Origin of the sequence: Micromonospora sp. NPDC002389 (assembly GCF_040296095.1) — a bacterium.
GTDB lineage: Bacteria > Actinomycetota > Actinomycetes > Mycobacteriales > Micromonosporaceae > Micromonospora.
In genome coordinates this window covers 535,774-561,075 of record NZ_JBEOWP010000003.1, presented here as the reverse complement: position 1 = coordinate 561,075, position 25,302 = coordinate 535,774, and the positions used below count along the sequence as shown (strand labels likewise).

The 25,302-nt window shown below is 72.0% G+C and carries 22 protein-coding genes and 1 pseudogene; 9 read left to right on the top strand and 14 right to left on the bottom strand.

The window, feature by feature from the left end; genetic code table 11:
• Positions 1–218: 218 nt before the first annotated feature.
• Positions 219–3,371, bottom strand: coding sequence for an ATP-binding protein (locus tag ABT008_RS08720; RefSeq protein ID WP_350694853.1), 3,153 nt, complete (start codon positions 3,369–3,371; stop codon positions 219–221).
• Between the two features lie 122 nt (positions 3,372–3,493).
• Here ABT008_RS08720 and ABT008_RS08715 point away from each other — a divergent pair, with 122 nt between their 5' ends.
• On the top strand, positions 3,494–4,009 hold the full coding sequence (locus tag ABT008_RS08715) for a hypothetical protein (RefSeq protein WP_350694851.1): 516 nt from the start codon (positions 3,494–3,496) through the stop codon (positions 4,007–4,009).
• Positions 4,010–4,028: 19 nt separating this feature from the next.
• Complete coding sequence (locus tag ABT008_RS08710) at positions 4,029–4,505, top strand: SRPBCC family protein (RefSeq protein WP_350694849.1); 477 nt, start codon at positions 4,029–4,031, stop codon at positions 4,503–4,505.
• A gap of 47 nt (positions 4,506–4,552) precedes the next feature.
• Here the strand turns inward: ABT008_RS08710 and ABT008_RS08705 are convergent, their stop codons facing one another.
• The 7 genes and pseudogenes from ABT008_RS08705 to ABT008_RS08675 all read right to left on the bottom strand — a co-directional run.
• Entirely contained in the window at positions 4,553–5,422 is an 870-nt protein-coding gene (locus tag ABT008_RS08705; RefSeq protein WP_350694847.1) for an STM4011 family radical SAM protein, read from the bottom strand.
• Positions 5,419–6,744 carry an STM4012 family radical SAM protein gene (locus tag ABT008_RS08700; RefSeq protein ID WP_350694845.1) on the bottom strand — a complete coding sequence of 442 codons (1,326 nt, stop codon included), beginning with the start codon at positions 6,742–6,744 and terminating at the stop codon, positions 5,419–5,421. Before ABT008_RS08700 ends, ABT008_RS08705 begins: the two co-directional genes overlap by 4 nt.
• Positions 6,741–7,544 carry an STM4013/SEN3800 family hydrolase gene (locus ABT008_RS08695; RefSeq protein ID WP_350694843.1) on the bottom strand — a complete coding sequence of 268 codons (804 nt, stop codon included), beginning with the start codon at positions 7,542–7,544 and terminating at the stop codon, positions 6,741–6,743. Before ABT008_RS08695 ends, ABT008_RS08700 begins: the two co-directional genes overlap by 4 nt.
• Positions 7,532–8,626, bottom strand: coding sequence for an STM4014 family protein (locus ABT008_RS08690; RefSeq protein WP_350694842.1), 1,095 nt, complete (start codon positions 8,624–8,626; stop codon positions 7,532–7,534). The genes ABT008_RS08695 and ABT008_RS08690 overlap by 13 nt, the downstream gene beginning before the upstream one ends.
• A gap of 1 nt (position 8,627) precedes the next feature.
• Positions 8,628–9,578: an STM4015 family protein gene (locus ABT008_RS08685; protein WP_350694840.1), complete on the bottom strand. Its 951-nt coding sequence runs from the start codon at positions 9,576–9,578 to the stop codon at positions 8,628–8,630.
• 6 nt (positions 9,579–9,584) lie between these two features.
• The gene (locus tag ABT008_RS08680) at positions 9,585–10,523 is read right to left on the bottom strand and encodes an STM4015 family protein (protein ID WP_350694839.1); all 939 of its coding nucleotides are present in this window, start codon (positions 10,521–10,523) and stop codon (positions 9,585–9,587) included.
• Between the two features lie 439 nt (positions 10,524–10,962).
• Positions 10,963–12,354: pseudogene (locus tag ABT008_RS08675) on the bottom strand (LVIVD repeat-containing protein); the annotation flags it as partial.
• 235 nt (positions 12,355–12,589) lie between these two features.
• Between ABT008_RS08675 and ABT008_RS08670 the strand changes: the two are divergent.
• Complete coding sequence (locus tag ABT008_RS08670; RefSeq protein ID WP_350694837.1) at positions 12,590–13,312, top strand: DUF305 domain-containing protein; 723 nt, start codon at positions 12,590–12,592, stop codon at positions 13,310–13,312.
• 88 nt (positions 13,313–13,400) lie between these two features.
• Entirely contained in the window at positions 13,401–13,955 is a 555-nt protein-coding gene (locus tag ABT008_RS08665; protein ID WP_350694835.1) for a DinB family protein, read from the top strand.
• On the opposite strand, the gene ABT008_RS08660 is transcribed toward ABT008_RS08665, so the two are convergent.
• The 3 genes from ABT008_RS08660 to ABT008_RS08650 form a co-directional block, all read right to left on the bottom strand.
• Positions 13,915–14,706: a DUF2306 domain-containing protein gene (locus ABT008_RS08660; RefSeq protein WP_350694834.1), complete on the bottom strand. Its 792-nt coding sequence runs from the start codon at positions 14,704–14,706 to the stop codon at positions 13,915–13,917. The genes ABT008_RS08665 and ABT008_RS08660 overlap by 41 nt on opposite strands.
• Positions 14,707–14,822: 116 nt before the next feature.
• Complete coding sequence (locus ABT008_RS08655; protein ID WP_502890378.1) at positions 14,823–15,425, bottom strand: response regulator; 603 nt, start codon at positions 15,423–15,425, stop codon at positions 14,823–14,825.
• Positions 15,426–15,529: 104 nt separating this feature from the next.
• Positions 15,530–16,666, bottom strand: coding sequence for a sensor histidine kinase (locus ABT008_RS08650; protein WP_350694830.1), 1,137 nt, complete (start codon positions 16,664–16,666; stop codon positions 15,530–15,532).
• Positions 16,667–16,850: 184 nt separating this feature from the next.
• Here ABT008_RS08650 and ABT008_RS08645 point away from each other — a divergent pair, with 184 nt between their 5' ends.
• The 5 genes from ABT008_RS08645 to ABT008_RS08625 all read left to right on the top strand — a co-directional run bounded on the left by ABT008_RS08645 (position 16,851) and on the right by ABT008_RS08625 (position 20,905).
• The gene (locus ABT008_RS08645; RefSeq protein WP_350694829.1) at positions 16,851–17,432 is read left to right on the top strand and encodes a hypothetical protein; all 582 of its coding nucleotides are present in this window, start codon (positions 16,851–16,853) and stop codon (positions 17,430–17,432) included.
• A 26-nt stretch (positions 17,433–17,458) separates the two neighbouring features.
• The gene (locus ABT008_RS08640) at positions 17,459–17,929 is read left to right on the top strand and encodes a molybdenum cofactor biosysynthesis protein (RefSeq protein WP_350694827.1); all 471 of its coding nucleotides are present in this window, start codon (positions 17,459–17,461) and stop codon (positions 17,927–17,929) included.
• Positions 17,930–18,068: 139 nt separating this feature from the next.
• Complete coding sequence (locus ABT008_RS08635) at positions 18,069–19,166, top strand: calcium:cation antiporter (protein ID WP_350694825.1); 1,098 nt, start codon at positions 18,069–18,071, stop codon at positions 19,164–19,166.
• 243 nt (positions 19,167–19,409) lie between these two features.
• Entirely contained in the window at positions 19,410–20,147 is a 738-nt protein-coding gene (locus ABT008_RS08630) for a neutral zinc metallopeptidase (protein WP_350694824.1), read from the top strand.
• A gap of 110 nt (positions 20,148–20,257) precedes the next feature.
• On the top strand, positions 20,258–20,905 hold the full coding sequence (locus ABT008_RS08625) for an HAD family hydrolase (RefSeq protein ID WP_350694957.1): 648 nt from the start codon (positions 20,258–20,260) through the stop codon (positions 20,903–20,905).
• 100 nt (positions 20,906–21,005) lie between these two features.
• Here ABT008_RS08625 and ABT008_RS08620 read toward each other — a convergent pair whose 3' ends face one another.
• The 3 genes from ABT008_RS08620 to ABT008_RS08610 form a co-directional block, all read right to left on the bottom strand.
• A complete protein-coding gene (locus ABT008_RS08620) occupies positions 21,006–23,561 on the bottom strand; it encodes an ABC transporter permease (RefSeq protein ID WP_350694823.1) in 2,556 nt (851 codons plus the stop codon).
• Positions 23,561–24,328 carry an ABC transporter ATP-binding protein gene (locus ABT008_RS08615; RefSeq protein WP_350694821.1) on the bottom strand — a complete coding sequence of 256 codons (768 nt, stop codon included), beginning with the start codon at positions 24,326–24,328 and terminating at the stop codon, positions 23,561–23,563. The genes ABT008_RS08620 and ABT008_RS08615 overlap by 1 nt, the downstream gene beginning before the upstream one ends.
• 282 nt (positions 24,329–24,610) lie before the next feature.
• Entirely contained in the window at positions 24,611–25,297 is a 687-nt protein-coding gene (locus ABT008_RS08610; RefSeq protein ID WP_350694955.1) for a response regulator, read from the bottom strand.
• Positions 25,298–25,302: the final 5 nt, after the last annotated feature.

Below are 25,302 nucleotides of genomic sequence, written 5' to 3'. Positions count from 1 at the left end.
ACCTGACCTGGTTGGTCTGGTCTGGGGTGGATGGTTTGGCCTGCCGGAAACCTGACCTGGTTGGTCTGGGGCGGACGGCTCGGCTTGCCGGAGATTCTGATTCGGTGGGTCTGGGGCGGACGGTTCGGCCTGTGGAAATTCTGATCTGGTGGGTGCTGGCGTAAGGGGCTTGGCCTGTCGGGAGTCTGGTCTGGTTGGTCTTGGGCTTGGTGGGGTGGTCAGGGGTGGGGGTGGGTGGGGAAGCGGGATTGTAGAAGGGTGTTGCCTTGGGCGGCGGCCAGGCGGGCGCCGGTGGCCAGGGCGGTGGGGTCGCGGCGGGCGATGCCGCGGATGCGGTGCAGTTCGGGCGCGAGGACCGACTCGCCCAGGCGGTCCACCACCGACAGGCCCTCGTCGGCCAGTTCCGCCGCCGTCGAGGTGTCACCCGCCGCCAGGTACGCCTCGGCCATCGCGCTGTACGTGACGGTGCGGGTGGCCCGCAGCCCGGGGCGGTAGATGCCCTCCACCGCGGCCCGCATCGCCGGGAGCCGGTCGTGCTCGCCGCCCCGCGCGGCCGCCCACTCCAGGAAGAAGCCGCCCGTGGTCACGAAGTGCGGCATGCCGTTGGCGGCACCGATCTCGCGGCACCGGTGCGCCGCCGCGCGTACCGCCGCCACGTCGCGTTCCTGCATCCCCATCCAGGCCGCGAAGAGTGCCGCGTTCGCCCGGCCGTACGGGTCGGCGAGCCGCTCGGCCAGCCGCTCCGCCTCGGCGATGTCCCGCCGGGCGTCCTCGGTCGCTCCGCGCAGCGACCGGACCAGGGCCCGGAAGTTGTACGCGGCCAACACCGGCAACCGACCGACCTGGCGGCCCAGCAGATCCGGGTCGACCGTGCGCAGCCGATCGACGGCGGCGGTGAGCCGCTGGTCGGCCTCGACCAGCGCGCCGGTGAAGTAGCCGACCACACCCCGCAGGTACTCTCCGGCCGCGGCGATCAGCCCGGTGCCGTCGTCGGCCCGGACCAGCCGCTCGGCCAACTCCCCGCAGCCGGCGTAGTCGGCCTGGTTGGCGGCCAGCTCGCCGAGCGCCCACAACGCGGGCCGTACGTCGGTCTCCGCTCCGACGAGCGCCAGCAGCTCCCGGGCCCGGGCGCAGACCTCGTCGACGGCGTCGGCGCCGACGCCGACGGTCATCTGCAACAGGGCGGCCCGGTGCAACTGGACGGCGAGTTCGGTGCCCGCCGCCGACGGTGCGGTGCCGGCGAGCGGCGACAGTCGCCGGGCCGCCCGGTCCAGGTGGCCGAGCGCGTCCTCGTACGCGAACCGCCGCGTCGCGTCGTCGGCCGCCGCCAGTGACCAGCGCAGATGGTCCTCGCCGTGCCCGAGTCCGATCGCCTGCCCGAAGTGGTGGGCCAGCTCGGCCGGGGCGACGCCGCCGACCCGCTGGTACGCCAGGGCCAGCCGGGCGTGCAGCGCGGCGCGTCGGGGCGGCGGCAACTGCGTGTACGCCACCTCGGCGAACAGCGGATGGCGGAACCGCACCGCACCCGGCCCGGCCTCGGCGACCAGCGCTGCCGCGTACGCCGCCGTCAACCCCTCGGTGATGTGCGCCGCCGACACCTCCAGCACCGTCGCCATCGTCTGCGTGTCCAGGTCGCGTCCGGCCACGCCGAGCAGTTCCAGACAGTCGCGGGCCGCGTCGGGCAGGGCACCGAGGCGCAGCCGGACGGTGTCCCGGACGCTCGGCGGCAGGTCCGCGTCGGCCGGGTCGGTGCCGGCGCGCAGCAGCTCGGTGATGAAGAACGGGTTGCCCCCGGTCCGGGTGGCCAGGCGCGCCGCCACCTGCCGCTGCGGGGGCGTGCCGGTGCGTCGGCGGACCAGGTCGGCCACGTCGGTGTCGGTCAGCCCGGTCAGCCGCAGGTGGCGGAAACCCGCACCACGGGCCAGGTCGGCCACCGTCGCCACCAGCGCCGGGTGGTGCTCGTAGGGGCGCATCGTGGCCAGCACGAGAACCCGGGCGTCGGACAGGGTCGTGGCGAGGAACCGCAACAGCAGCAGCGAGTCCGGGTCGGCGGCGTGCAGGTCGTCCAGCACCACCAGCAGGCCGTCCGCATCGGCGACCGTCCGGACCAGGTCCGCCACCGCCTCGTACGCGCGGAACCGCGCCGTCGGGTCGGGTGCCGCATCGCCGGTCGACCCGTCCGCCGGTCCGGCCGCGAAGCCGTCCAACCGGCGCGTCGATCCGGTCGTGCCCGCCTGCGGCATCGCCGCCAGCGTCCGCACCACCTGGTTCCACAGCCAGAACGGCGGTGTCTGCCCGACGTCGGGGCAGCGACCCCACACCGCCGGTACGCCCCGCGTCCCGGCGAGCGCGGCGGCGAGCGTTGTCTTGCCGATCCCCGGCTCACCCACCACGACGGCGATCCGGCCACCGCCGCCGGTGATGGCCTCGGTCAGCGCCGTCATCAGCCCGGTCAGTTCGGCGTCCCGGCCGACCAGGGAGTCCGTCCGCTCCGCCGGAGCCGGCCCGTCCACGCTGGTCGTCAGGTGGACCGGACCGGCCCGGCCGGCCGGAGTGGACGCGGACGGGCCGGCCACCCCGGTCGGCGTAGCGTCCGGCGCGACAGCGGTGACAGGCGTGGCCGGCGGCGGCACGGACTGGGCCAGGATCCGGCCGTGCAGCTCGCGCAGCTCTTCGCCCGGGTCGATGCCGTACTCGCCGGCCAGGACCCGACGGCCCTCGTCGAAGGCGGCCAGCGCCTCGGTCTGTCGCCCGGACCGGTAGAGCGCGAGCATCAACTGGGCACGGGCGGTCTCGCGGACCGGGTGTGCGGCCACGAAGTGGCGCAACTCGGCGAGTACGGTGGCGTGCCGTCCGGCCGCCACGGCAGCCGTGAACCGTCCCTCTTCGGCACCGAGGCGTGCCTCGGTCAGCCGGGCGGCCTCGGGACGCACCGCCGTCAGCTCGGCCGCACCGGTCAGCGGCTCGCCTCGCCAGAGTGCCAGCGCCTCGGCGAAGCCCCGCTCGGCCGAGACGGCGTCGCCGGCCGCGAGCGTGTGTGTCGCGTACGCCGCCAGACGCTGGAAGCGGACCGCGTCGACGTCCTCCGGCCGGACGCGCAGCTCGTACCCCCTGGGGTGGCTGCGCAGCACGCGGGCCGGCTCGCGACGGCTGCGCTGCGGTTCGACCGCGCGGCGTAGTCCGGCCACATAGGTGCGCAGCGTCATCTCGGCGCTGGCCGGCGGCCGTCCGTCCCAGAGCGCGTCGACCAGCCAGTCGGTGGCGACGAACCGGTTCGGGCGCAGCAGGAAGAGCGCGAGCAGCGCCCGCTGCTTCGGCCCACCGAGCGGCACGGTGTGCCCGTCCCGGACGGCCTCCAGCGGTCCCAACATGCGGAACTGCACCTGACCACCACACTGTCCGGTCCCCACCTGGTCGGGTCGAGTATGCCAGTCGTCCGCACCTCGACCGGTGTGCGCTGCCGGCAGGAGGACGGCGTCGGTGCGATATAACGGTGTCCGTGGATATGGCGGAGATCGAGACCGAGATGGCGGACCTGGACGCCCGCTACCGCTCGGTGGCGAGCAAGCCGGTCGACGTCACCGCACTGGACCGGTTGGCGGAGCTCGGTGCCGCCGTCGACGCGGAGCTGACAGCGCTGGGTGTACAGGACCGCGCCGAGCGCGTGCTCCGCGCCATCGTCGACAGGTACGCCGCCGACGAGACCGCCCGGGTCGAGATCCGGCGGATGTTCGACCGGTACCCGTCGTTCCGCTGGGCGGCGCACCTGCCCACCGACTGCCGGACGGCCGAGGAGTTCCGGGACGACCTCGTCCATCTCTCCGCCCGTGACCAGGGTGCCGACACCCGCGACGAGATCATGTCGTTGCAGGCCATGTGCGACCGGGCCCGGCGGGCCGGGATCGACGTGGATCCGGTCCTGGCGGAGGTGGCCGCGATGTCCAGCGACGAGGACCGGTACGGGATGGGCTCCCTGCGCGACATCATCCTGCGCGACCGCGCCGGGTGAGGGCGTGGCAGGATGAGGCGTGCCCGATGATCGGAGACCGTCGATCACGTTCGAGACGAGCTGTGTCGTCGCCGCGTCGCCGGACGAGGTCTACCGCCACCTGACCGACCCGCACAGCTACATCGGCTTGTCGCCGCTGATCGTGGCGGTCTCCGACGTGCGGACCGACCGGGACGCCGACGGCCGCGCGGTCACCGACTACGTCGCCGTCGAACGGTTTCGGATGGTCGGCCCGCTGCGCTGGGACAACCCCATCCGGGTACGGATGGTGGCGACCCGGCCCGGCAGCCAGATCGTCAGCGACGTGCGGAGCCCGGGGTGGGTCTGGCTGCGCGCGGTGGTCGACCTGACGGCCGAGACCGGCGGTACGCGGATCCGGGAGTCGGTCACCGCCGGTGCCCCGCTGCTGCTGCGGCGCTTCGTGGCGGGACAGGCCCGTCAGGTCGCGGCGTTCCGGGCTACCGAACTGACCCGCCGGATGGCGACCCGACCCTGATCGCAGCGGCGCTCCGGAGTGTGCACCGTCGGCGGTGACGTTCCTGGTCAGACCGACCCGGCCGGCCTTCCCGGCCACCCGGCCGGGATACGTTCCAGCACCCCGCCCGCGAAGACGTCCCGCAACCCCAGCGGCTTGAGGTGGACGTAGCCGATGTGGCAGTCGCAGATCGCGTTGCTGCACGGCCGGGGTGCCAGCGCGGTCCGCCACGACCCGTCGTACAGGTTGCCGATCGGGGTGTCGATGAAGTGGCAGCGGCGGACCGTGCCGTCGCCGCGCACGGAGATCGCGGTCTCCCCGGCGTGGCAGGGCCGGTCCAGGGACAGGTGCGGACGCACGCTGTAGCCGAAGTGTGGGTCCACCTCCGTCCAGGTCGCCTCCTCGGCGGCGTCGTAGCGACGTCCCTCGGCGGCGTTGACCCACAGATAGACCTCGTCGGGCAGCAGGGACCGCAGCGCCCGCGCCTCGGCCAGGTGCTCGGGCAGCCCGACCACCCCGACCGAGTACCGGACACCCAGCTCGGACAGGCGGGCGCAGCGTCGCAGGAACCGCTCCCGGGTGACCTGCCCCGGGTGGTACGTGGTCCAGAGCGCGGCGGCGCTCGGGTCGGCCTCGGCGAGCCAGTCCACCCGGGCCGCCAGGTTGGTCTGGATGACCACCCGCTCCACGTGCGGCAGGTGGGACAGCGACACCATCGCGTCCCGGTACCAGCGCCGGGTCAAGCCCTCGCCCCAGGGCGTGAACAGCACCGACAGCCGGACGTCGGTGGTCGCGCCCACCCAGTCGGTGAACCGCGCCAACGCCTCCCGGTCGGCGCGGAGCAGCTCCGGCGGGTCACGGCGCTTGGCGAACGGGCAGTACGGGCAGTCGTAGTTGCAGCTCGCCAGCGGGCCACGGTAGAGGATCGCCAGGTTCATCGCAGCACGTACCCGGCCATTGCGTGCTGCACCTCGGCGGAGGTCAACCAGGGGCCGACGGCGTCCGACCGGGCCAGCCCGGAGGGGGTGAGGCGGAGCCCGCCGTCGGTGGCCCAGCCCCGCTCGACCAGCCGGTCGAGCTGCGGGAAGTCCTCACCCGGCAGGCGACCGAACCGGGCCCGGTAGGCGTCCGGGTCGACCCCGTCGACGCGCAGCAGCGACTTCAGCAGCCACCGACGGCGCTGCTCGGTGCCGTCGAGGTGGTACCCGAACTCGGCGTACCGGAAGTCGTCGGCCGGTCGGGCCAGGTAGTCGTCGAGCACCGCGCGCACCTGCGAGACGCTGACCGCGTAGTCGAAGGAGTAGTGCAGCGCGGTGGTGTACGAGCGGGCACCGCACCCCAGACCGACCATGCCGTCGTCCTGGCAGCAGTAGTCGGGGCCGTCCGGGGCCGGCACGTCGGCCCGGCGGAACTGGCGCATCGACTCCTGCCGGTAGCCGGCCGCGCCGAGCGTCTCCACGGCCTGCCGGTAGAGCGCGAGGCGCTGCGCGTCCCAGTCCGCGCGGGCGTGCGTGCGCCGGCCCAGACCGGTGAGCGGCCGGACGTAGAGCGGGTAGAGGTACAGCTCCTCGGGACGCCAGGCCAACGCCGCGTCGAGGCTCTCCCGCCAGGTGTCGGCCGTCTGCCCGTCGATGCCGTAGATCAGGTCGATGTTGAGCACCGGGACACGAGCGTCGCGGATCGCCGCCAGCGCCTTCTCCACCTCCGTGCGCCGTTGCGGTCGACCGGCGGCGCGGGCCTCGACGTCGAGGAAGCTCTGTACCCCGATGCTGACCCGGGTGGTGCCGTACGCGGCCAGCACCGCGAGCCGGTCCGGCGTCGCGGTGGCCGGTGACGTCTCCACCGACAGCGGTACGCCGGGCAGCCGCGCCCCGAGGGTCGTGGTGGCGATGTCGAACAGCTCGGTCAGCTCGTCGGCGGTCAGATGGGTGGGGGTGCCGCCGCCGAAGGCCGCGCGGGCGTACCCGGTCGAGCCGCCGAGCGCCTCGGCGACCTGCTCGGCCTGCCGACGAAGCTGCCGCAGGTAGGCGGTGACCTGCTCGGCGGGTGCGTTGGCCCGGGTGAACAGGTTGCAGAAGCCGCAGCGCATCTCGCAGAACGGCACGTGCAGATAGAGGAAGAGGGCGTCCCGTGCCTGGTCCCGCCACACGTCGGTCAACGACGGGCGGGGGTGCAACGCCCGGTACGAGGTCTTGTGCGGGTAGGCGTAGAGATACTGCTGGTACGGCGAGCCGTCAAGACTCGCGTCGGTGCTGGTCACCATTCTCCAGGGTGCAGGGTGAAGTGCGCGTACGGGACGGTCCACACCACGTCGTGGCCGATCCGGTGCCCGGTGTGCCCGTCCTCGCCGTACGCGGTGCCGTGGTCGGAGCAGATGATCGTGAACACCGGCCGCCCTCGGCCGGTGACCAGGCCGAACAGTCGCTCCATCCGGCCGTCCACGTACTCCAGGGCGGCGGCGTGACTGGCCCGGTCGTCCTCCTCGGCGCCGGGCAGGTGGTGCCGGTTCGGCTGGTGCAGGGCGGCCACGTTGAGGAAGGTGAACAACGGCCGGGTCGGCGGCAGGTCGGCCACCACCGTCGCCAACCGGTCGAGCTGGGCGTCCACGCAGGTGGGCGACGTGACGCCGAACTCCGGCTCCCAGTGCGCCTCGCGGAACAGCCCCGGCAGGACCGCCCCGAGCGGGCTGCGTCGGTTGAAGAAGCCGACGCCGCCCAGGCACAGCGTGTGGTAGCCGACGTCGGCGAGCGCGCTCGGCAGGTCCGGCGCGTCGAACACCCACGTGTCGGCACCGGAGGTCTCGCTGCCCGGGAAGGCCGCCGCGTACAGCCGTTCGTGTCGCCCCGGGGGCACCGGCGTGGGCAGGAAACCGGCGAAGAAGGCGTGGTGCGCGGCGTAGGTGAAGCTGGCCGGGGAGTGCCGGCGTTCCCACCGGCCGCCCGGCAACGCCCGCGTCAGGTGCGGCGTCCGGCCTGCCGCCGCCAGCTCGGCCGCCACGTCGTAGCGCAGCGTGTCGAGGGTGACCAGCAGCAGGTCGTGGCCACCGATCAGGCTCCGCATCCGACCACCTCCGGCGAGACCGTGCGCGCCCGCCCGGGACGCCACCCGCCCTCGGTCAGCGCGTGCACCTGAGCGGCGTAGCTGTCCCGGCCGTCGGCCAGCACCCCGGGCAGCAGGTCACCGAAGGCGTTGACCTCGGCCACCGCGTGCCGCCGCCAACCGACCAGGAACATCAGGTCCACGCCGACGTGCAGCGAGTCGGGAAAGCAGGCGGCCACCCGCTCGCACGTCTCCATCGCGGCCGACCACTGCCGGGTCCCGGCCGCCCGCCGTACCTCGTCGAGATCACCGCGCGCGTTGCCCAGGTGCAGGTTGGTCAGCGGCCCGTGCGCCGCCCGGACCACCACGTGGTCCGGCCGACCGGCGATCACCAGCACCCGCAGGTCGACCACCCGGTCACCGATCCCGGCCTTGGGCAGCCACCGCTCCACGTGCAGACCCTCCGGCGCGAGCCGGTCCACGATGGCCGCGACCTGCGTCTCGTCGGTGTAGCGGCGTAACCGCAGCGAGTTGAACAGCGCCTCGGGGGTGTGCTCGATGGTGGTGACCGCCTGCACCCGGCCGGTGCCGACCGCCAACGCGATGATCCCGGCGGCCGAGGAGCCGTGCGCCGGCTTGACGAACACCCGGCCCCAACCGGCCTGCGCCATCGCCGACCGCAGCTCGGCGTAGCCACCGACCTGCGGCAGCGCGTCCGGCACCGGCACCCCGGCCGCCGCCAGCCGCGCGTGGCAGCGCCGCTTGTCGCAGAGCACCGCGACGTCCTCCGGCGGGTTGAGCAGGGTTGCGCCGCCTGCGGACACCCGGGCCATGCCGTCCACCAGACCGGCGTACGCGTCGGCGAGGCCGACCAGTTCGCCGTGCCGCGCGACGGTGGCCGACCGGCGCAGCAACTGGTCGACCCGGGCGTCCTCCCCGGGCGAGTCCACCCGCACCAGCGTGCCGGCCGGGGGCGGTGCGGCCCCGGTCAGCACCTCGACCCAGGGCAGCACCTCGGGCCGGGGCAGACCGGCGGCCAGCACCGCGTCGGTGAACATCGACACCCGACGGTTGCCGGGATTGCCGACCACGGTCAACCGCATGTCACTCCGACACCGCCGTGTAGCGGTAGCTCTCGCCGTCGTCCTCCTCGTCCGCCTCCTGCGGGTCGGAGACGTTCACCCGGACGTCCGGCAGGGCGGCGACCACCGACGCGGCGACCTCCGCGGAGAGGTAGTGGTGGTGCAGGTCCAGCACCGTCAGGTGGGTCAGCGGCTGACCGGCGAGCAGCGCCTCCGCCCCCTCGTCGCCGAGAGTGCCGTTGGACAGGTCCAGCACCTCCAGGCGGCGCACCACGGGCGCGGTCGCCAGGGCCACCGCGATGTCGTCGGTGATCATCGAGTTGCACAGGCCCAGGCGGCGCAGCGCCGGGAAACGCTCGTCGGCCAGCAGCGGGGCGAGGTCCGCCAGCTCGGTGGTGCCGCCGTAGTCGTCGGTGCCGAGCCACAGTTCGAGGTCGGCCAGCTCGGGCAGGTCGGAGTCGAGCACCGCGCGGACGAACTCGCGGGACAGCCCGCCGCTCTGCACCACCAGTTCGCGGAGGTTGGCGTGCTGGACGGGGGAGAAGTTGAACTCCTCGCCCCCGCGCACCCACAGCACCTCCAGGTCCGGGAACGCCGTCAGCAGCGGACTGACGTCGCCGACCTTCATCCAGGAGACCTCGCACTCCTCGAAGATCATGTCACCGAGGAACAGTGCCCGCAGTGCCGGCAGTCGATCGGCCGCCGCGCAGATCTGTGCGATCGGCGCGGGGTTGAAGGCCGCGTACCCCCAGGCGCCGATGACCAGTGACTCCACCGTGTCGCCGACCTGCGCGACGAATCGCTCGAAGGTGGCGGCGAACTCCTTGGAGAGCGCGCCTTCCTTGTCGTCGTCGAACTCCGGATGGGTGACGCGCCACGAGACCGGGCCGGTCACGGTCGGCAGCGGCCCCTCAAGCGGAAACTCGACCACCGGACGGCCGGCGAACTCGGCGACGTGCGAAGAGAACGTCATGTCTGCTCACTCCCCGACTGCGGTGAAGCGGTAGGTGCGGCCGTTGAACACGTCCGGGGTACGTCCCTCGGACACGTCCACGCGTACGCCGGGCAGGGCCGCGACGACCCGCTGTTGCGCCTGCTCGGACAGGTAGTGGTGGTGCAGGTCGAGCTCGGTCAGGTGGGTCAGCGGCTGCCCGGCCAGGAGCGCCTCCAGACCCTTGTCGGTGAGGTTGCCCATCGACAGGTCGAGCACCGAGAGCCGGGGCACCACCGGTGCGGTGGCGACCACTCTGGCGACCACGTCGGCGATCTCGGCGTTGCGCAATCCCAACCGCCGCAGCTCCGGCGTTCCGGCACCGGCGAGCAGCGGGGCGAGGTCGTCGAGGGTGGCGTCGCCGCCGTAGTCCGATCGGCCCAGCCACATGTCCAGCCGCTCCAGGGCCGGCAGGTCGCACTCGCCGACCGCCCGCACCACCGCGCCGGGCAGACCACCGGACTCGAACCGCAAATCCCGCAGGCCGGCGTGCTTGACGGCTTCCAACCGCAGGCCCTCGCCGCCGCGCACCCACAGCGTCTCCAACTGCGGGTAGGCCGCCAGCAGCCCGGTGATGTCGTCGTGGGTCAGCCAGGAGAGCTCGCACTGCTCGGAGAGCAGGTCGGCGAGGAAGAGCGCCCGGAGCCCGGTCCACCGGGACGCCGCGTCGACCAGGAGTTCCACCGGCAGCGGCCGTTCGTAGGCCATCCCCCACTCGCCCACCACGACGGCGCGGACCGACTCGGCCGGGACCTCCTCGAGCATCGCTTCGACCAGGGCGACGAACTCCTCGGGCTCGGGCTCGTCGCCGAGTTCCCCCACCTCCAGCCGCCAGGCCACCGCCGACGGATCCGCCGGCACCTCCATTCCCGATGTGAACGGGAGCACCGGAAGCCCGGCGAACGACGACACGTGCGTTCTGAACACTCTCAACCTCCGACCTGACCGCGATGGCGGCGAGACCGTAACAGGCCGCTCCGACAGGCCCGGTCCGGTAGGTCACCCGCCGTCCCCGGGCTGGGACGGGCTCCGGCCCGGCGGAGACCGCCGGGCCGGAGGTGGTGCTGCCTACGGGGTGTGCGGATCAGCTCGTCCGCACCGACCCGTTGACCTTGGTGTCACGGATGGTCGCGCCGATGGCGTTCACCGAACCGTTGACCCGGCTCTCCACGATCGAGACCACCGAGGCGTTGTGCGCGTGGATCGCGCCGTTCAGGTTCGAGTTGAACACGATCAGACCGGCACCCGGGTTGACCTTGATGGCGCCGTTCTGGGTGACCCCGTCCATGCAGGTGATGCCGGAGGAGATCGTCATGCTGCCGTTGTGCCGACCGCGCAGGACGGTGGTGCACTCCGGGTAGCTGGGCTGGGTCTGCACGTTCAGCTCGTCGAAGGCGACGACCGCGCGGGCGTTGTTCGTCAGCGGGTCGTCCAACTTGAGGACGTCAAGTCCCTTCTGGATGTCGTTGGAGTAGATGTAACCGTTGTGGTAGTACGTCGACCAGGCGCCGCCGAGGATCCGACGGGTGTCCGACAGCGGGCCCCGCTCCCAGAAGGCGATCTCGACCGGGTTGGCCGAGTCGGTGAAGTCGATGACCGAGATGCCACCCTGGTACCACGCCTGGACCATGATGTCGCGGCCCATCGCCGGGATCAGCGAGCCGTTGTGCGCCACACAGTTCTCGAGGGCGGAGTTCTCCCGCGGGATCTTGAAGTAGCTCTTGAAGACCAGTCGACGGTCGGCACCGGAGCCGACGATGTCGTACAGCGCGTTCGCGCCCTGGTTGGCCCGGTAGGCCGGGGTGCAGATGGCACCGCTGCCGCCGCCGAGCTCGTCGGTGAAGACGACCTTGGTGCCGGCGTTGTTGAACGTGGCCGAGTGCCAGAACGCGAAGTTGGTGTCGCGCACCTGGCTCAGGACCACCGGGTTCACCGGGTCGGAGATGTCCATCAGGACGCCGTCACCCATGCAGGCGCCGGCGGCCAGGTCCAGGTCCGGGTAGGCGGTGATGTCGTGGCAGCCGCTGGTGTTGGTGTTGCCGCCGTCCGGGAAGAGGACCGGGGTGGCGACCACGGAGGCGCTGGTCGGGTTGTCCAGCGGCACGTCGATGATGGAGATCTTGTCGTGCGGCGGCTTGCAGTAGAACGCGTTGTTCGACGGGCTGTACGACTGGACGTACACGTAGACGCTCTTGTCGTCCTTGCTCGGCACCAGCGTCAGGGTGTGCGACCCGCAGTCGGTACGGACCGACTTGATGTAGCGCGGGTTCGCCTTGTCGCTGATGTCGAAGATCCGGACGCCCTCCCAGGCGCTCTGCTGGGCCACCGAGCCGGCGTTGCTGCTGCACGAGTCGTCGCTGCGGGGCGAGTCGACCGCGAGGAACAGCAGGTTCCCGTAGACCGACGGGTCACCCTGCGCTCCGACGCAGACGACCTGGCTGACCACCTGGGGTGAGGCCGGGTTGCTGACGTCGAAGATGCTGAACCCGTTGTAGTTGCCGGCGATGACGTGGTTGTCCTGGAACGCCAGGTCCGAGTTGTACGCGGCCTCGCTGGCGAACCCGCCGAACTTCGGGACGTTGGCGATCTGGGTGAGGTTCGGGCTGCTGACGATCTCGTCGACGGCCGGGATGGTGTTCGCGGCGGTCTCGGCGGCGCTGCTCGATGGCGCCACCGCGACGCCCGCGACGAGAAGGGCACCTGTGGCGGCCAGGCTGATTCCCAGCCTTCGGCTCCCTCGTGGGGTCGGTCTGAACATGTAGGAACACCCTTCGTCAGGGATGTGCAGGGTTAGCGGAGGTTAACCCTGCGGTGGGTGCTCGATCGTCGGCCATGTGGTCACGGTTTAGCAACACGACCGCCGATGCCCCGGCGCAAACTGCCGCAGGTGGGGCTAAACGATCGTTCTGTCGTTCGCAACCCTCCCGTCGCAGCTCAGGCCCGCGCTACCATCCCGGCCAACTGTGAACGGCGGGAGTCGAGTTGTGCTAGGTGTGCGGATCCGTGGGCTGCTGCGGCAGTCCCGGAAGCTTGTGCTGATCGAGTTGGCCGTGCTCGCGGTGCTGGCCGTCGGGATCGCGGTGGCCGTGTCGTGGCCGGACAGCGAGCCCCCCGCGCCGACGGCGCAGACGAACGAGCCACCGCCGCTCGACCTGCCCGGCATCCCGGACGCCACCGCACCGGTGCTGATGCCGGGCGGCCCCGGCGAGCCGGCGAAGACCCTGTCGGCCAACGAGATGTCGCCGATGGCCCGGCCTCCGCACAACAACGCCGACACCCGCTTCGTCACCATGATGATCCCGCACCACGAGCAGGCCCTGGTGATGGCCAAACTGGTCGGTGACCGGGCCGAGAACTCGAACCTGAAGATCATCGCGGACCGGATCCTGGCTGCCCAGGACCCGGAGATCAAGACCCTGGAGACCTGGTTGACCGACCGGGGGCTGGACCGCAACTCCGGCGACGGGCACCGGCACGAGATGGCCGGCATGCAGACGGCGGAGGCGCTGAACCGGCTGACCGCCGCCCGTGGCGCCGAGTTCGACCGGATGTTCGTCACGATGATGACCGAGCACCACCAGGGCGCCATCGCGATGGCGAACGAGGTCCTGACGCTGGGCACCGACATCATCATCAACGAGTTCGCCAGCAGCGTCGTCGTCGAGCAGGGCGTCGAGATCAACCGGATGCGCGAGGTGCTGACCGGCCGCCGGTAGCCGCGGCGCGGTCCCGCCCGTCCGAACGTCCCGGAAGTTGTCGGTGGTCACCGATAGCGTCGGGTGGACGCCGACGAAGGGACCAGCCGTGGCGGGAAGCAGCCCACAGCCCGAGAGCAGCCCACAGCCCGAGAGCAGCCTGTCGCCGGAACGCGCGGACCTGCTGCAGGCCCTGCGTCAGCAACGCTTCTTCCTGCGCAACACCGCGCGGGAGTTGACCGACGCGCAGGCGGCGACGTGCAGCACGGTCAGTGAGCTGTGCATCGGCGGCCTGATCAAGCACGTCGCGGACGTCGAACGAGGCTGGGCCGACTTCATCGTCGACGGCCCGGCCGAGGCGCCGGACCACACCGACCCCGCCGTCCACGAGCGCCATGCGCAGTCGTTCCGGCTGCTGCCGGGCGAGACCCTGGCCGGCCTGCTCGCCACGTACGACGATGTCGCGGCCCGCACCGACGAGCTGGTCCGGAGCCTGCCAGACCTGGACGTCAGCCAGCCGCTGCCCGCCGCACCCTGGTTCGAGCCGGGTGCCCGCTGGACGGCCCGACGGGTGCTGCTGCACGTCATCGCCGAGACGTCGCAGCACGCCGGGCACGCCGACATCATCCGAGAGGCGATCGACGGCGCGAAGTCCATGGGCTGAATCGGCCGGCCGGTCTCAGCGGCGTTCTCGGCCCGCCACGGTCCGTGTCGGTCGCCGCCCCGGAGTCCACCGACGCGGGCGACGCCGGCGCCGACGGGCGGCCGGGACCGGCAGGCGCCGCCGACCCGTGGCGGATGATCCACTCGGCCACCGCAAGATTGATCAGCCAGCCGGCGGCGTGCAGCCACGCCCGGGTCAACTCGCCCGGCGGTTCGGCGACCACGAGCCACGGCAGGTGGGTCAGGAACTGGGTGCCGGCGCCCTGACCGATGGCGTACCCACGGATCATCCACGCGCGGTGCCGGCTGACGTCCCGCCGCAGGATCGCGTGGAGGCCGAGGACGATGCAGCCGGCCATCGCGCCGCCGAAGAACAGCCGCAGCCCGATGAGGAACGCACCGTCGATGGGCATGAGGGGATAGAACGCGGCCATCCACATGCCGGAGAGCGCGGCGAGGATCCCGGCCGGCACCAGCAGCCGACCCGCGACGCGGTGCCATCCCGGTCGCCGACGCCGGAAGCCGGGCATGAACTGGAAGGCACCCAGCAGGCAGTACACGCTCGCCGTGACGATGTGCACCAGCACCGGCACCGGGTCGGCGACGAAGCGGGCGTTGCCGGGCGTCACCGTCGGATCGCCGGACAGCTCGACGGTCCGGACGGCCCCGGCGACCACCGGGACGAGGGCGAGCAGGATCAGGCCGGTGGGTATCGCCCACTCGTGTCTGCGGAGGAACCGGTTCGTGGACATGAATCGATGCTGGGTTCGCGACGGCGCGAACTCATCGGTGCATGGGCTCGGGCCCCGTCGGTCCTCGGAGTGAGCCGATGCTCGTACTTACGGCGGCCGCGCCGACCGGGGGAGTGCTACCGGCCGCGTACCCGGTGCGTCTCGTACGCCCAGATGGCGATCTCCACCCGGTTCCGTGCGCCGAGCTTGGCCATCAGACTCGCCACGTGCGTCTTCACCGTGCTGAGACTGACGTGGAACTCGCCCGCGATCTCGCTGTTGGTCCGTCCCCGGGCCACCGCCGTCAGGATCTGCTCCTCCCGTTCGGTGAGCGGGTCGACGGGTTGCCGGGGCGGCGCGGCCGGTCCGGCGTCGGCGAAGGCGTGCAACAGGCGGGTGGTGACGCTGGGCGCGATGAGCGCGTCACCGTCGGCCGCGGCACGTACCGCCTGGGTCAGCAGCGCCGTGCCGGCGTCCTTGAGCAGGAACCCCCGGGCTCCGGCGCGCAGCGCGGCATAGACGTACTCGTCGAGGTCGAAGGTGGTGATGACGACGACGGCGAGCGGTTCGGTGACCCGGGGCCCGGCGAGCCGTCGGGTCGCCTCGATACCGTCCACACCGGGCATCCGGATGTCGAACAGGCACACGTCCGGACGCAGCCGCCGGGCCAGTTCCACAGCGTGGTGGCCGTCGGCGGCCGTACCGACGACCTCGATGCCCGGCTGGGCGTCGAGGATCATCGTGAGTCCGCTCCGGATGATCTCCTGGTCGTCCGCGACGGCCACCCGGATCCGCCGGTCGCCGTCGTCGCCGGACGGGTTCGGTCGTCCGGTGGTCGGTCGGGTCACGCGGCTGCCCCGGCCCGGGGCAGCACCGCGTCGACGATCCACCCCTGTTCGGGACCGGGTCCGGCGGCACAACTGCCGCCTAGCAGTGCCGCGCGTTCGGCCATCCCGGCGAGTCCGTACCCGGAACCGGGAAGCGGTCCGGCCGGGCTCTCGCCGTCGTCGCTGACACGGAGCCGTACCGAGGCGTCGTCCACCTCGACGCGTACCCGGATGCGGGTCGCGTGCCGCGCGTGCCGGCGGGCGTTGGTGACCGACTCCTGCACGAGCCGGTAGACCGCGCGGTCCACGGACGGCGCGAGGCCGCCGGCGTCGCCGACGATCTGCACCTCCACGACCGGGCCGTCCGGTGCGTCCGCCGCGAACTCGGCCAGGTCCGCGATGCGCGGCGTGGGCGCCAGTGCGGCGGGCTCGTCGGTCCGCAGCACCCGGACGAGGCCGCGCATCTCGGCCAGCGCCCGCGACGCCTCGGCCTCGATGAGCTGCAACGCCTCGATCGCCGCCTGCGGGTGGGTGGCCGCCACGGCGAGCCCGGCCTGGGCCCGGATCGCCATCGCCGACACGTGGTGCGCGACGGTGTCGTGCAGGTCGCGGGCGAGCCGTTCCCGTTCGAGCAGCGTGACCTGGTCCAGCTCGCGCTGCCGGGCCCGCGCCCGGTACCGCACGCTGGTGCCCAGCGTGGCGGCCGCGAACAGGACGACGAAGGCGGCGACGGTGTCCGCGAGACCGGCCTGACCGGCGGCGGTCCACAGTCCCAGCTTGCCCACCACGATCACGCCGCCGAGCACGACCTCCTGCCCGGAGCCCCAGCGGAACAGGGCGTACACCAGCAGCAGGACGAAGGCCAGGACGTCCTGTTGGAGAGCGTCCCGGTCGGTCAGCAGCGGAACCAGCCCGCAGATGCCGAAGGCGAGCGCGACCATCGGCAGCGGCCGGGTCCGGCGCCAGAGCACCGTGGCCGTCAGCGCCACCGCCACGGCCACCGACAGCGGTCGCCAGGCCAGATCGGGCCGGACGAGCCCCTCGACGAGCGCGACCGGCGCGAGGATCGCGAGCAGCAGCCAGTCCCGCCACACACGACGCGGCGCGCCGGGCGGGGCGGGTTCCTCCCACACCGAGCGCAGCAGACCGGACACGCATCCATCGTAGGAACGGGACGGCTCCGCCGGATCGGCCCAAAGTACGAGCGGCCCGCGCGGTCACCTCACCCGGTCGCGGGCGGCAGCTCCGACGGTGGGGGCGTCGTCCATCGGGTCAGCGCGTCGAGTCCGACGACAATGTGATGTGTCGTGGTGTTCCAGGTGTCGCCATAATCTCCTGATGCTGCCCGATCCTTCCACCGCCCCCGTCGGGTCGCGGCGGCCTCACCGTCGACTCGTCGTCGCGGCGGTCCTCGCCGCCGGCACCGTACTGCTGGGCGTCGTCGGCCTGTCGAGGTTTCTGCCCGACTCCGGAGGCGATCTGGGACAGCGGTTCGCGGTGGGGCAACCGGTAATCCTCCACCTCTCGTCGAAGAAGACGATGGTGTGGGGCAGTGGTGTGGAATCGAACGGGCAGGACGTCAGTTGTGCCGTGTCCGCAGCAGGCGGTCCGGAGATCGAGGCGTACTCCGAGCTGCGCCTGCTCGACACCGACATCGAGCGGACGGTCGACGGCATACTGTGGCACGGGCTGCTGCTGCTCAGCGCCGAGCCGGCAGGCCGTTACGAGGTGACCTGCACCGCGGTGGCGAACTGGGACCTGGCGGCCGGTGATCCGCCTCGAATGTATGGCCCTCGGGCTGTCGCACTCGGCCAACTGGCGGCGTGGGGGCTGGCGGGTGCCGGTGTCGTCGCCGGTGTAGTGCTGGCCGTCCGACGTCGGCGGTCGACCCGACCGGACCCACCGGTCAGCAACGGGTAGGCGTCGCCCGCCCGTACAGTCGTGCCATGCCGGAGATCGTCGAGCTGCTGGCCTCGCCCACGCACCGTTACGTGGGGCGGCCCTCGGACGGGCCGGCGCCCGCGCCCGACGGCGAGTTGGTCGACGAGATCCGGGTACGCGCGGAGCTGGGCATCGTGGGCGACCGTTACTTCGGCAAGCCGGCGCACCGTGGGGCGAGCGTGACCGTCATCGCGGTCGAGTCGTTGCCGCCCGGCGCGGGGCTGGCGCAGGTCCGGCGCAACGTCCTGATCCACGGTGTCGACGTGGACGGCCTGGTCGGGTCGGTGCTGGTGCTGGACTCGGGGCAGGGACCGGTCCGGCTCCGGGTCAACCGGCCGGCGCACCCGTGCGCCTGGATGGACGTGACGATCGGTCCCGGCGCGTGGCGCGGGCTGCGCGGGAAGGGCGGCGTGCGCTGCACGCCGCTGACCGACGGCGTGCTGCGGCTCGGCCCCGTCGACGCGCGGGTCGAGTGAGGGCTGCGTGCAAGGAAGGGCCCCCTACTAACGCCTCCGGTATAGGAAGGGTCCCTTCCTAACATCAGGGCCGGGCGCGGTCGGGGGAGTCTTCGCCGGTTCGCCGCTCATGATCATTATTGCTGGCAGGATCCAGATCATGCTCGCGTTGCGCCGCGCCATGACCACCTGGACCGTCTCGGTGCCCATCGCCGCGCTCCTGGTGCTGGGGCTGACCTGGGACCGCAAGCTCACCGGCGTGATGGTCGTCGTGGTGGCGCTCTTCCTGGCCGGCGCGGTGCTGGCGGCCGTGCACCACGCCGAGGTGGTCGCGCACAAGGTCGGCGAGCCGTACGGGTCGTTGGTGCTGGCGGTGGCCGTCACCGTCATCGAGGTGGCGCTGATCGTCACGCTGATGATCAGCGGCGGGGAGAAGACCGAGTCGCTGGCCCGGGACACCGTCTTCGCCGCCGTGATGATCACCTGCAACGGCATCCTCGGCCTGTCGCTGCTCATCGGCGCGCTGCGCCGCCGGCTGGCCGTGTTCAACCCGGAGGGAACCGGCGGTGCGCTGGCCACCGTGGCCACCCTCGCCACGTTGTGCCTGGTGGTGCCGACGTTCACCATCGGCCGCGCCGGCCCGCAGTTCAGCCCGGCCCAGCTCACCTTCGCGGCGGTGGTGTCGCTCGCGCTCTACGCGCTGTTCGTGATGGTGCAGACCGGCCGCCACCGGGACTACTTCCTGCCCGTCGGCAGCGAGGGGGAGGTGTTGCCGGAGGAGGCACACGCCGATCCGCCGTCGACCCGGCAGGCCATGGCGAGCCTCGGGCTGCTGCTGGTCGCCCTGGTGGCCGTGGTCGGCGACGCCAAGTCGGTCTCCCCGGCGATCGAGGCGGGCGTGGCCGCGGTGAACCTGCCGCCGGCGTTCGTCGGCGTCATCATCGCGTTGCTGGTGCTGCTGCCGGAGACGCTCGCCGCCGCCCGCGCGGCCCGCCGGGACCGGGTGCAGATCAGCCTGAACCTCGCGCTCGGCTCGGCGATGGCCAGCATCGGGCTGACCATCCCGGCGATCGCGATCGCCTCGATCTGGCTGGAGGGGCCGCTGCTGCTCGGCCTGGGCGGCACCCAGGTGACCCTGCTCGCGCTGACCGTGGTCACCGGCGTGCTGACCGTGGTGCCGGGTCGGGCCACCCTCCTACAGGGCGGGGTGCACCTGGTGCTGCTGGCCGCCTTCGTCTTCCTCGCCGCCAGCCCCTGAGGCCAGGCTGCGAGCCACTGAGGTCACGCCGTGACTCTTGAGGCCAGACCGAAAGTCCCTGCGGCCACGTCGCCAGCCCTGCGGCCCAGCCTGCGGCAGCCACGTTGCCAGCCCTGAGGTCACGTCGCGCCCGGCGCTAAGGATCAGGTGAACCGGACCGGCCGGTACGGCGTACCAGACGGTGACGGGCGTGACGGTCCTACCGTCGGGGTACTGGTCCGGCGTCGAGGCGGGAGGCACAGGGTGCGGGTAGGTGCGGGGCAGCGAAGCCGGGGAAGGCTCGCCGGTCTGGCGGTGGCGCTGGTGGCGGCCACCGCGTGCATGGTGGAGCCGGTGGCCGCACCGACCGGGCCCGCCGAGCCACCGGCACCGGCGTCGCCGAGCACCGAGGTGACCCGGGCAGACGGCACCGACACGGTCGAGGAGTTCGAGCAGGACATGGCCGACGCCACGCGCCTCGCCGAACGGTACTGGGCCGAGTACTTCCGGGCCTCCGGCCGGTCGTTCCAGCCGATCCGCCGGATCATCCCGTACGAGCGGGACGGTGAGATCTCCTGCGGCGGGCAGGAGGTGCCCCGCAACAACGCGGTCTACTGCACCGTCAGCGACTACATCGCCTACGACGTCAACTGGTCGTTCCGGGCGTTCCGGCAGATCGGCGACGCGTTCGTGTTCTATCTGCTCGGGCACGAGTACGCGCACGGTGTCCAGACCCGGCTCGGCATCCGCTACGAGTTCACCATCCAGCAGGAGTTGCAGGCCGACTGCATGGCCGGGGCCTATCTCGGCGACTCGGTACGCGCCGGCACGCTGACCCTCGACGAGGGTGACCTGGACGAGTTCAACGAGGGCCTGCTGGCCGTCGGCGACGACCCCGGCCAGCCGTGGTTCGCCGAGGGCTCGCACGGCACCCCGGAGCAGCGCTCCGAGATGTTCTTCCGGGGTTACGAGCGCTCCCTGGCCGCCTGCGATCTCGGTTGACGAACGTCACCGTGCCGGGCGTCGCGCGACAGGCGGCTCCGGCGGGCTGGAAGGATCGACCGGGTACCCGACCCGAGGAGGATCCGGTGAGCAGCGCCCGACCGGCCGCAGTGCTCTTCGACATGGACGGCACGCTGGTCGACAGCGAGCGGTTGTGGGACGTCGCCCTGCAGGAACTCGCGGAGAGCTACGGCGGCACCCTCTCCGCCGACGCCCGTCGCGCGATCGTCGGCACCGGGATGGCCGACTCGATGCGTATCCTGCACGACGACCTGAGGCAGCCGCACCGGGATCCGCAGGTGAGCGCCGAGTGGATCAACGCCCGCATCCTGGAGCTGTTCCGCACCGGCCTGCAGTGGCGTCCCGGCGCGCTGGCGCTGCTCGGCGCCGTCCGGGAGGCCCGGATCCCGACCGCGCTGGTCACCTCCAGTGGCCGGGCCCTGGTCGAGATCGCCCTGGACACCCTCAGCCGGGACAGCTTCGACGTGGTGGTCTGCGGTGACGAGGTCGACTCCACCAAGCCGCATCCGGAGCCGTACCTGACGGCGGCGCGGCTGCTCGGCGTACCGATCGAGGAATGTGTGGCGATCGAGGACTCGGCGACCGGGGTGGCCAGCGCGGTCGCCGCCGGGGCGGCGGTCCTGGCCGTGCCGGCCGAGGTGCCGCTGAGCCCGCGCGACGGCGTACACCAACTGGAGAGTCTGCTCACCGCGGACCTGGACCTGCTCGCCGCGCTGCTGGTGCGGTCGCGGGCCTGACACCCGCGCCACGGGAACGACCGGCCCTGACGCCGGCACAACGGAAACGACCGGGCCCCGACACCACGGTGACGTGGTGTTGGGGCCCGTGACGTGCCGCTCAGTCGTGGGCGATCGCGCCCAGGACGTTGATCCGGGCGGCCCGGATCGCCGGCAGGACGGCGGCGACCACACCGATGATCGCGGCCAGACCGAGGAAGAGTCCCATCTGGCCCCAGGGCAGCACCAGCTTGTTGATCCCCTCGCTGCGCAGCGCCTCGACCACCGCGGCACCGAGGCCGGTGCCGACCACCACGCCGAGCAGCGCGCCGAACACCGAGATCACCACCGCCTCCACGGTGATCATGCCCATCGTCTGCGACCGTCGCAGGCCGATGGCGCGCAGCAGGCCCAGCTCGCGGGTCCGTTCCAGCACCGACAGGGCCAGGGTGTTGATGATGCCGAGTACGGCGATCACGATGGCCAGCGCCAGCAGGATCTGGATCATCGTGAGCAACGTGTCGAGCTGACCGGCCTGCTGCTCCACGAAGGCGTTCAGGTCGACCACCGACACCTCGGGGCTGTCCGCCAGCAGCGTCTCGATGCGCGGCTGGACGTCCGCGACCGACGTGCCCGGTTCGAGCTGGATGAATCCCTGGCTCGGCTGCGGCACGGTGAAGTTGCGGGCGACCTCCGTCGGCAGCACCATCTGCACGCCGGTGAACAGGGGAGTGTCCTCGAAGATGCCGGTCACCGTGTACGTGCTCGGCTCGCCCCGGGCCAACTGCACCGACGTCGTCGAACCGACCGACAGCCCCCGCGCCTTCGCGGTCTCCTCACTGACCAGCATCTGCCCCGCACCGATCCGGTCGATGTCACCGGCGGCGGCGTTGAGGCTGTAGACCTGGCGCAGGGCGGCCGGCTCGGTCACCGCGCCGACGAAGGTGCGCTCGTCGTCGACCATGGCCAGGTCGCCGTAGAGACCGTCGGCGACGCGTACCCCGGGGATCGCCTTCGCCTCCTGGAGCACCGCCGGGTCGAAGGTGGGCGGACGGGGACCGCTCTGCGCCCCGGCGATCACCAGTTCGGCCTTGATGCTGTCCCGGGCCAGGCCACTGATGCTGCTCTTGGCCGAGTCCAGGATCACCGTGATGCCGGTGACCAGCGCGATACCGACCATCAGCGCGGCGGCGGTGATCGCGGTGCGGCGCGGGTTGCGGCCGGAGTTGAGCCGGCCCAGCTTGCCCGGCACCCAACCGGAGAAGACCCAGCCGAGCGCCGCCACCACCGGCTTGCTGATCAGCGGCGTCAGCAGGGCCACCCCGATGAACGCGAACAGCACGCCGCCGAGGATGGTGGCCAGGGTGTTGCCGCCCGCGTGACCACCCAGCCCGAGGAAGAGCAGGACGGCACCGATCCCGGTCACCAGCGCCCCGGCGATAGTGATCTTGGTCAGTGGGCGGTCCGGGGTCGCCACGTCCTGCATCGCCGCGATCGGGGGGATCCGGGCGGCCCGCAGCGCCGGCAGCAGCGCCGCCAGCACCGTGATCACCAGGCCGACCGAGAACGCGCCGATCACCGCCGAGGCGGGCATGCTCAACCCGGTCAGTTCCAGCCCACCGGCGACGGAGCTGAACAGGTACGCCAGCAGCGCGCCGACGCCGAAGCCGGCCGCCAGGCCGAGCACCGAGGCGATCAGGCCGACGGCGATCGCCTCCAGCACCACCGAGCCGATGATCTGCTTGCCGCTGGCACCGACCGCCCGCAGCAACGCCAACTCGCGGGTCCGCTGGGCCACGATGATCGAGAACGTGTTCAGGATGAGGAACGTGCCGACCAGCAGCGCCACTGCGGCGAAGCCGAGCAGGATCCGGTTGAAGAAGGTCAGCCCCTCCTTCAGCCCGGCGGCGGCGTCGGCGGAGAGCTGCTCGCCGGTCTTGACCACGTAGTCGTCGCCGAGCGCCGCGGCCACGCTGTCGCGCAACGCGTCGTCGGTGACGCCCGACGCGGAGGTGACCGTGATGCTGTTGAACACGTCCGGCTCGCCGAGCATCAGCCGTTGGGCCGTCGGGGTGGTGAACATGACCTCGTTGACGCCACCGAGGGAGTCCCGGTCACCGCTGTAGCCGAAGACGCCGACGATGGTGAAGTCCTGCCGTGGGCTCAGCGTGAGCACGCCCACCCGGTCACCGACGGCGACCTTGCCCGCGTTCGCCAACGACTGGTTGATCACGATCTCGTCGTCGGCCTGTGGCCCGCGCCCCTCGCGCAACCGCACCAGGTCGCTCTCGCCGAGCCAGTTGCCACCGAGCTGCGGCGGCCCGAAGGAGGCGACGACCTTGCCGTTGCTGCCGATCATCCGCGCTCCGTCGGAGACCACCACACCGGTGGCGTCGGCCACGCCCGGCACCGCCCGGACGGTCTCCACCGTGTCGGCCGGGAAGGGCGCCTGGACCTGCTCGCCCTCCATCTCGTTGACCGCGAGCTTCGGCTTCGCCGACACGCTGACGTCGACCTCCTCGTACGCCTCGGCGAAGAGTTGGTCGAAGGTGCGCCCGAGCGTGTCGGTGAGCACGAAGGCGCCGGAGACGAACATGACGCCGAGCACCACGGCCAGGCCGGACAGGACGAGTCGGACCTTCCGCGCCAGCAGGCTCTTCAGAGTCGCCCGGAACATCAGCCGGCCACCTCGGTGGGCGTGTCCAGCTTCTTCATCGTGTCCAGCACCGTGTCGGCCGTCGGCTCGATCAGCTCGGAGACGATCTGACCGTCGGCGAGGAACACCACCCGGTCGGCGTACGCGGCGGCGGTCGGGTCGTGGGTCACCATGACGATGGTCTGGCCGTGCTCACGCACCGAGTTGCGCAGGAAGTTGAGCACCTCCGCGCCGGCCCGCGAGTCGAGGTTGCCGGTCGGCTCGTCCGCGAAGATCACCTCGGGGCGGGCCACCAGCGCCCGGGCGCACGCCACCCGCTGCTGCTGACCGCCGGAGAGCTGCGCCGGCCGGTGGTCCAGCCGATCCCGCAGGCCGACCGTGTCGATCACCACGTCGTACCAGGCCGGGTCGGGTTTGCGGCCGGCGATCGACAGCGGCAGCAGGATGTTCTCCTTGGCGGTCAGCGTGGGCAGCAGGTTGAACTGCTGGAAGATGAAGCCGATCTTGTCCCGGCGCAGCTTCGTCAGGCCCGAGTCACCGAGACCGGTGACCGTCGTGTCGCCGACGTGCACCGTCCCCCGGGTGACCGTGTCCAGCCCCGCCAGGCAGTGCATCAGCGTCGACTTGCCGGACCCGGACGGGCCCATGATGGCCGTGAACCGGCCACGCTCGAACTCGGCGCTGACCCCCCGTAGCGCGACGACCTGGGCCTCGCCGCTGCCGTACACCTTCCATACATCGCTCGCCCGGGCTGCGGCCGGTGCCGACTGGCCTGTCGTAGCGGTCACGTCTCGTACCTCTCCGTCGGTCTCGAATCGCGCCGCCCCCGCTGGTCCGGCACGAGTCCATCTTCTGTGCTGCCCGACGCGGATCCGTCCGACTCCGGGCGGAGACGAGGCGGATTTCCGGGTGCGGGTACCCCCTAAGCGCCGTCAGGGTTGCCCCCGACGCCGCGCCACTCGGCCACCCCCTCGCGGCCGGGCGAGATCATCGTGAACGGTGCCGCCGGGTGAGGGTCAACCCGTTTCCGCCACCGGCGGTCACTGTAGGTGACCAATGCAACGCGGGCGTTACGCGCCGGGCCGGACCAGGCCCGACTCGTACGCCAGTACCACGGCCTGCACCCGGTCGCGCAGCCCGAGCTTGGTCAGCACGTGCCCGACGTGGGTCTTGACGGTGGTCTCGCTCACCGTCAGCGCCCGGGCGATCTCCGCGTTGGACAGCCCTCGGGCGACCTGCACCAGCACCTCCCGCTCCCGCTCGGTCAGCGTGTTGAGGCCCTTCGGGGGCGCCGCCGCCGGGTCGGGCAGGGCCTCGGCGAAGCGGTCCAGCAGCCGACGCAGGATGCGCGGGGCCACCACCGCGTCGCCCGCGGCCACCGTACGGATCGCGGTGACCAGGTCCTCGGCCGGTACGTCCTTGGCCAGGAAGCCGCTCGCGCCGGCCCGCAGCGAGCCCACCACGTACTCGTCGAGGTCGAAGGTGGTCAGGATCAGCACCCGGACCGGCAGCCGTGCGTCGACGATGGCCCGGGTCGCGGTGACCCCGTCCATCCGGGGCATCCGGATGTCCATCAGCACCACGTCGGGCAGCAGCCGCCGGGACAGCTCCACCGCCTCCGCGCCGTCGCCGGCCTCGGCCACGATGTCCAGGTCGGTCTCCGCGCCGAGCACCATCCGGAAGCCGGTACGCAGCAGCGGCTGGTCGTCGGCGAGCAGGATGCGGATCGGTCGGCGCGACGGCGTCGCTTCGGTCATCTCGT

What these genes read in the sequence shown, in the direction of transcription:
- ABT008_RS08720 (WP_350694853.1), bottom strand. Translation starts at nt 3,371, where the DNA reads ATGTTGGGACCGCTGGAGGCCGTCCGGGACGGGCACACCGTGCCGCTC.
- ABT008_RS08705 (WP_350694847.1), bottom strand. Translation starts at nt 5,422, where the DNA reads ATGAACCTGGCGATCCTCTACCGTGGCCCGCTGGCGAGCTGCAACTAC.
- ABT008_RS08695 (WP_350694843.1), bottom strand. Translation starts at nt 7,544, where the DNA reads ATGCGGAGCCTGATCGGTGGCCACGACCTGCTGCTGGTCACCCTCGAC.
- ABT008_RS08690 (WP_350694842.1), bottom strand. Translation starts at nt 8,626, where the DNA reads ATGCGGTTGACCGTGGTCGGCAATCCCGGCAACCGTCGGGTGTCGATG.
- ABT008_RS08685 (WP_350694840.1), bottom strand. Translation starts at nt 9,578, where the DNA reads ATGACGTTCTCTTCGCACGTCGCCGAGTTCGCCGGCCGTCCGGTGGTC.
- ABT008_RS08660 (WP_350694834.1), bottom strand. Translation starts at nt 14,706, where the DNA reads ATGTCCACGAACCGGTTCCTCCGCAGACACGAGTGGGCGATACCCACC.
- ABT008_RS08655 (WP_502890378.1), bottom strand. Translation starts at nt 15,425, where the DNA reads ATGATCCTCGACGCCCAGCCGGGCATCGAGGTCGTCGGTACGGCCGCC.
- ABT008_RS08645 (WP_350694829.1), top strand. Translation starts at nt 16,851, where the DNA reads ATGCTGCCCGATCCTTCCACCGCCCCCGTCGGGTCGCGGCGGCCTCAC.
- ABT008_RS08640 (WP_350694827.1), top strand. Translation starts at nt 17,459, where the DNA reads ATGCCGGAGATCGTCGAGCTGCTGGCCTCGCCCACGCACCGTTACGTG.
- ABT008_RS08635 (WP_350694825.1), top strand. Translation starts at nt 18,069, where the DNA reads ATGCTCGCGTTGCGCCGCGCCATGACCACCTGGACCGTCTCGGTGCCC.
- ABT008_RS08620 (WP_350694823.1), bottom strand. Translation starts at nt 23,561, where the DNA reads ATGTTCCGGGCGACTCTGAAGAGCCTGCTGGCGCGGAAGGTCCGACTC.
- ABT008_RS08610 (WP_350694955.1), bottom strand. Translation starts at nt 25,297, where the DNA reads ATGACCGAAGCGACGCCGTCGCGCCGACCGATCCGCATCCTGCTCGCC.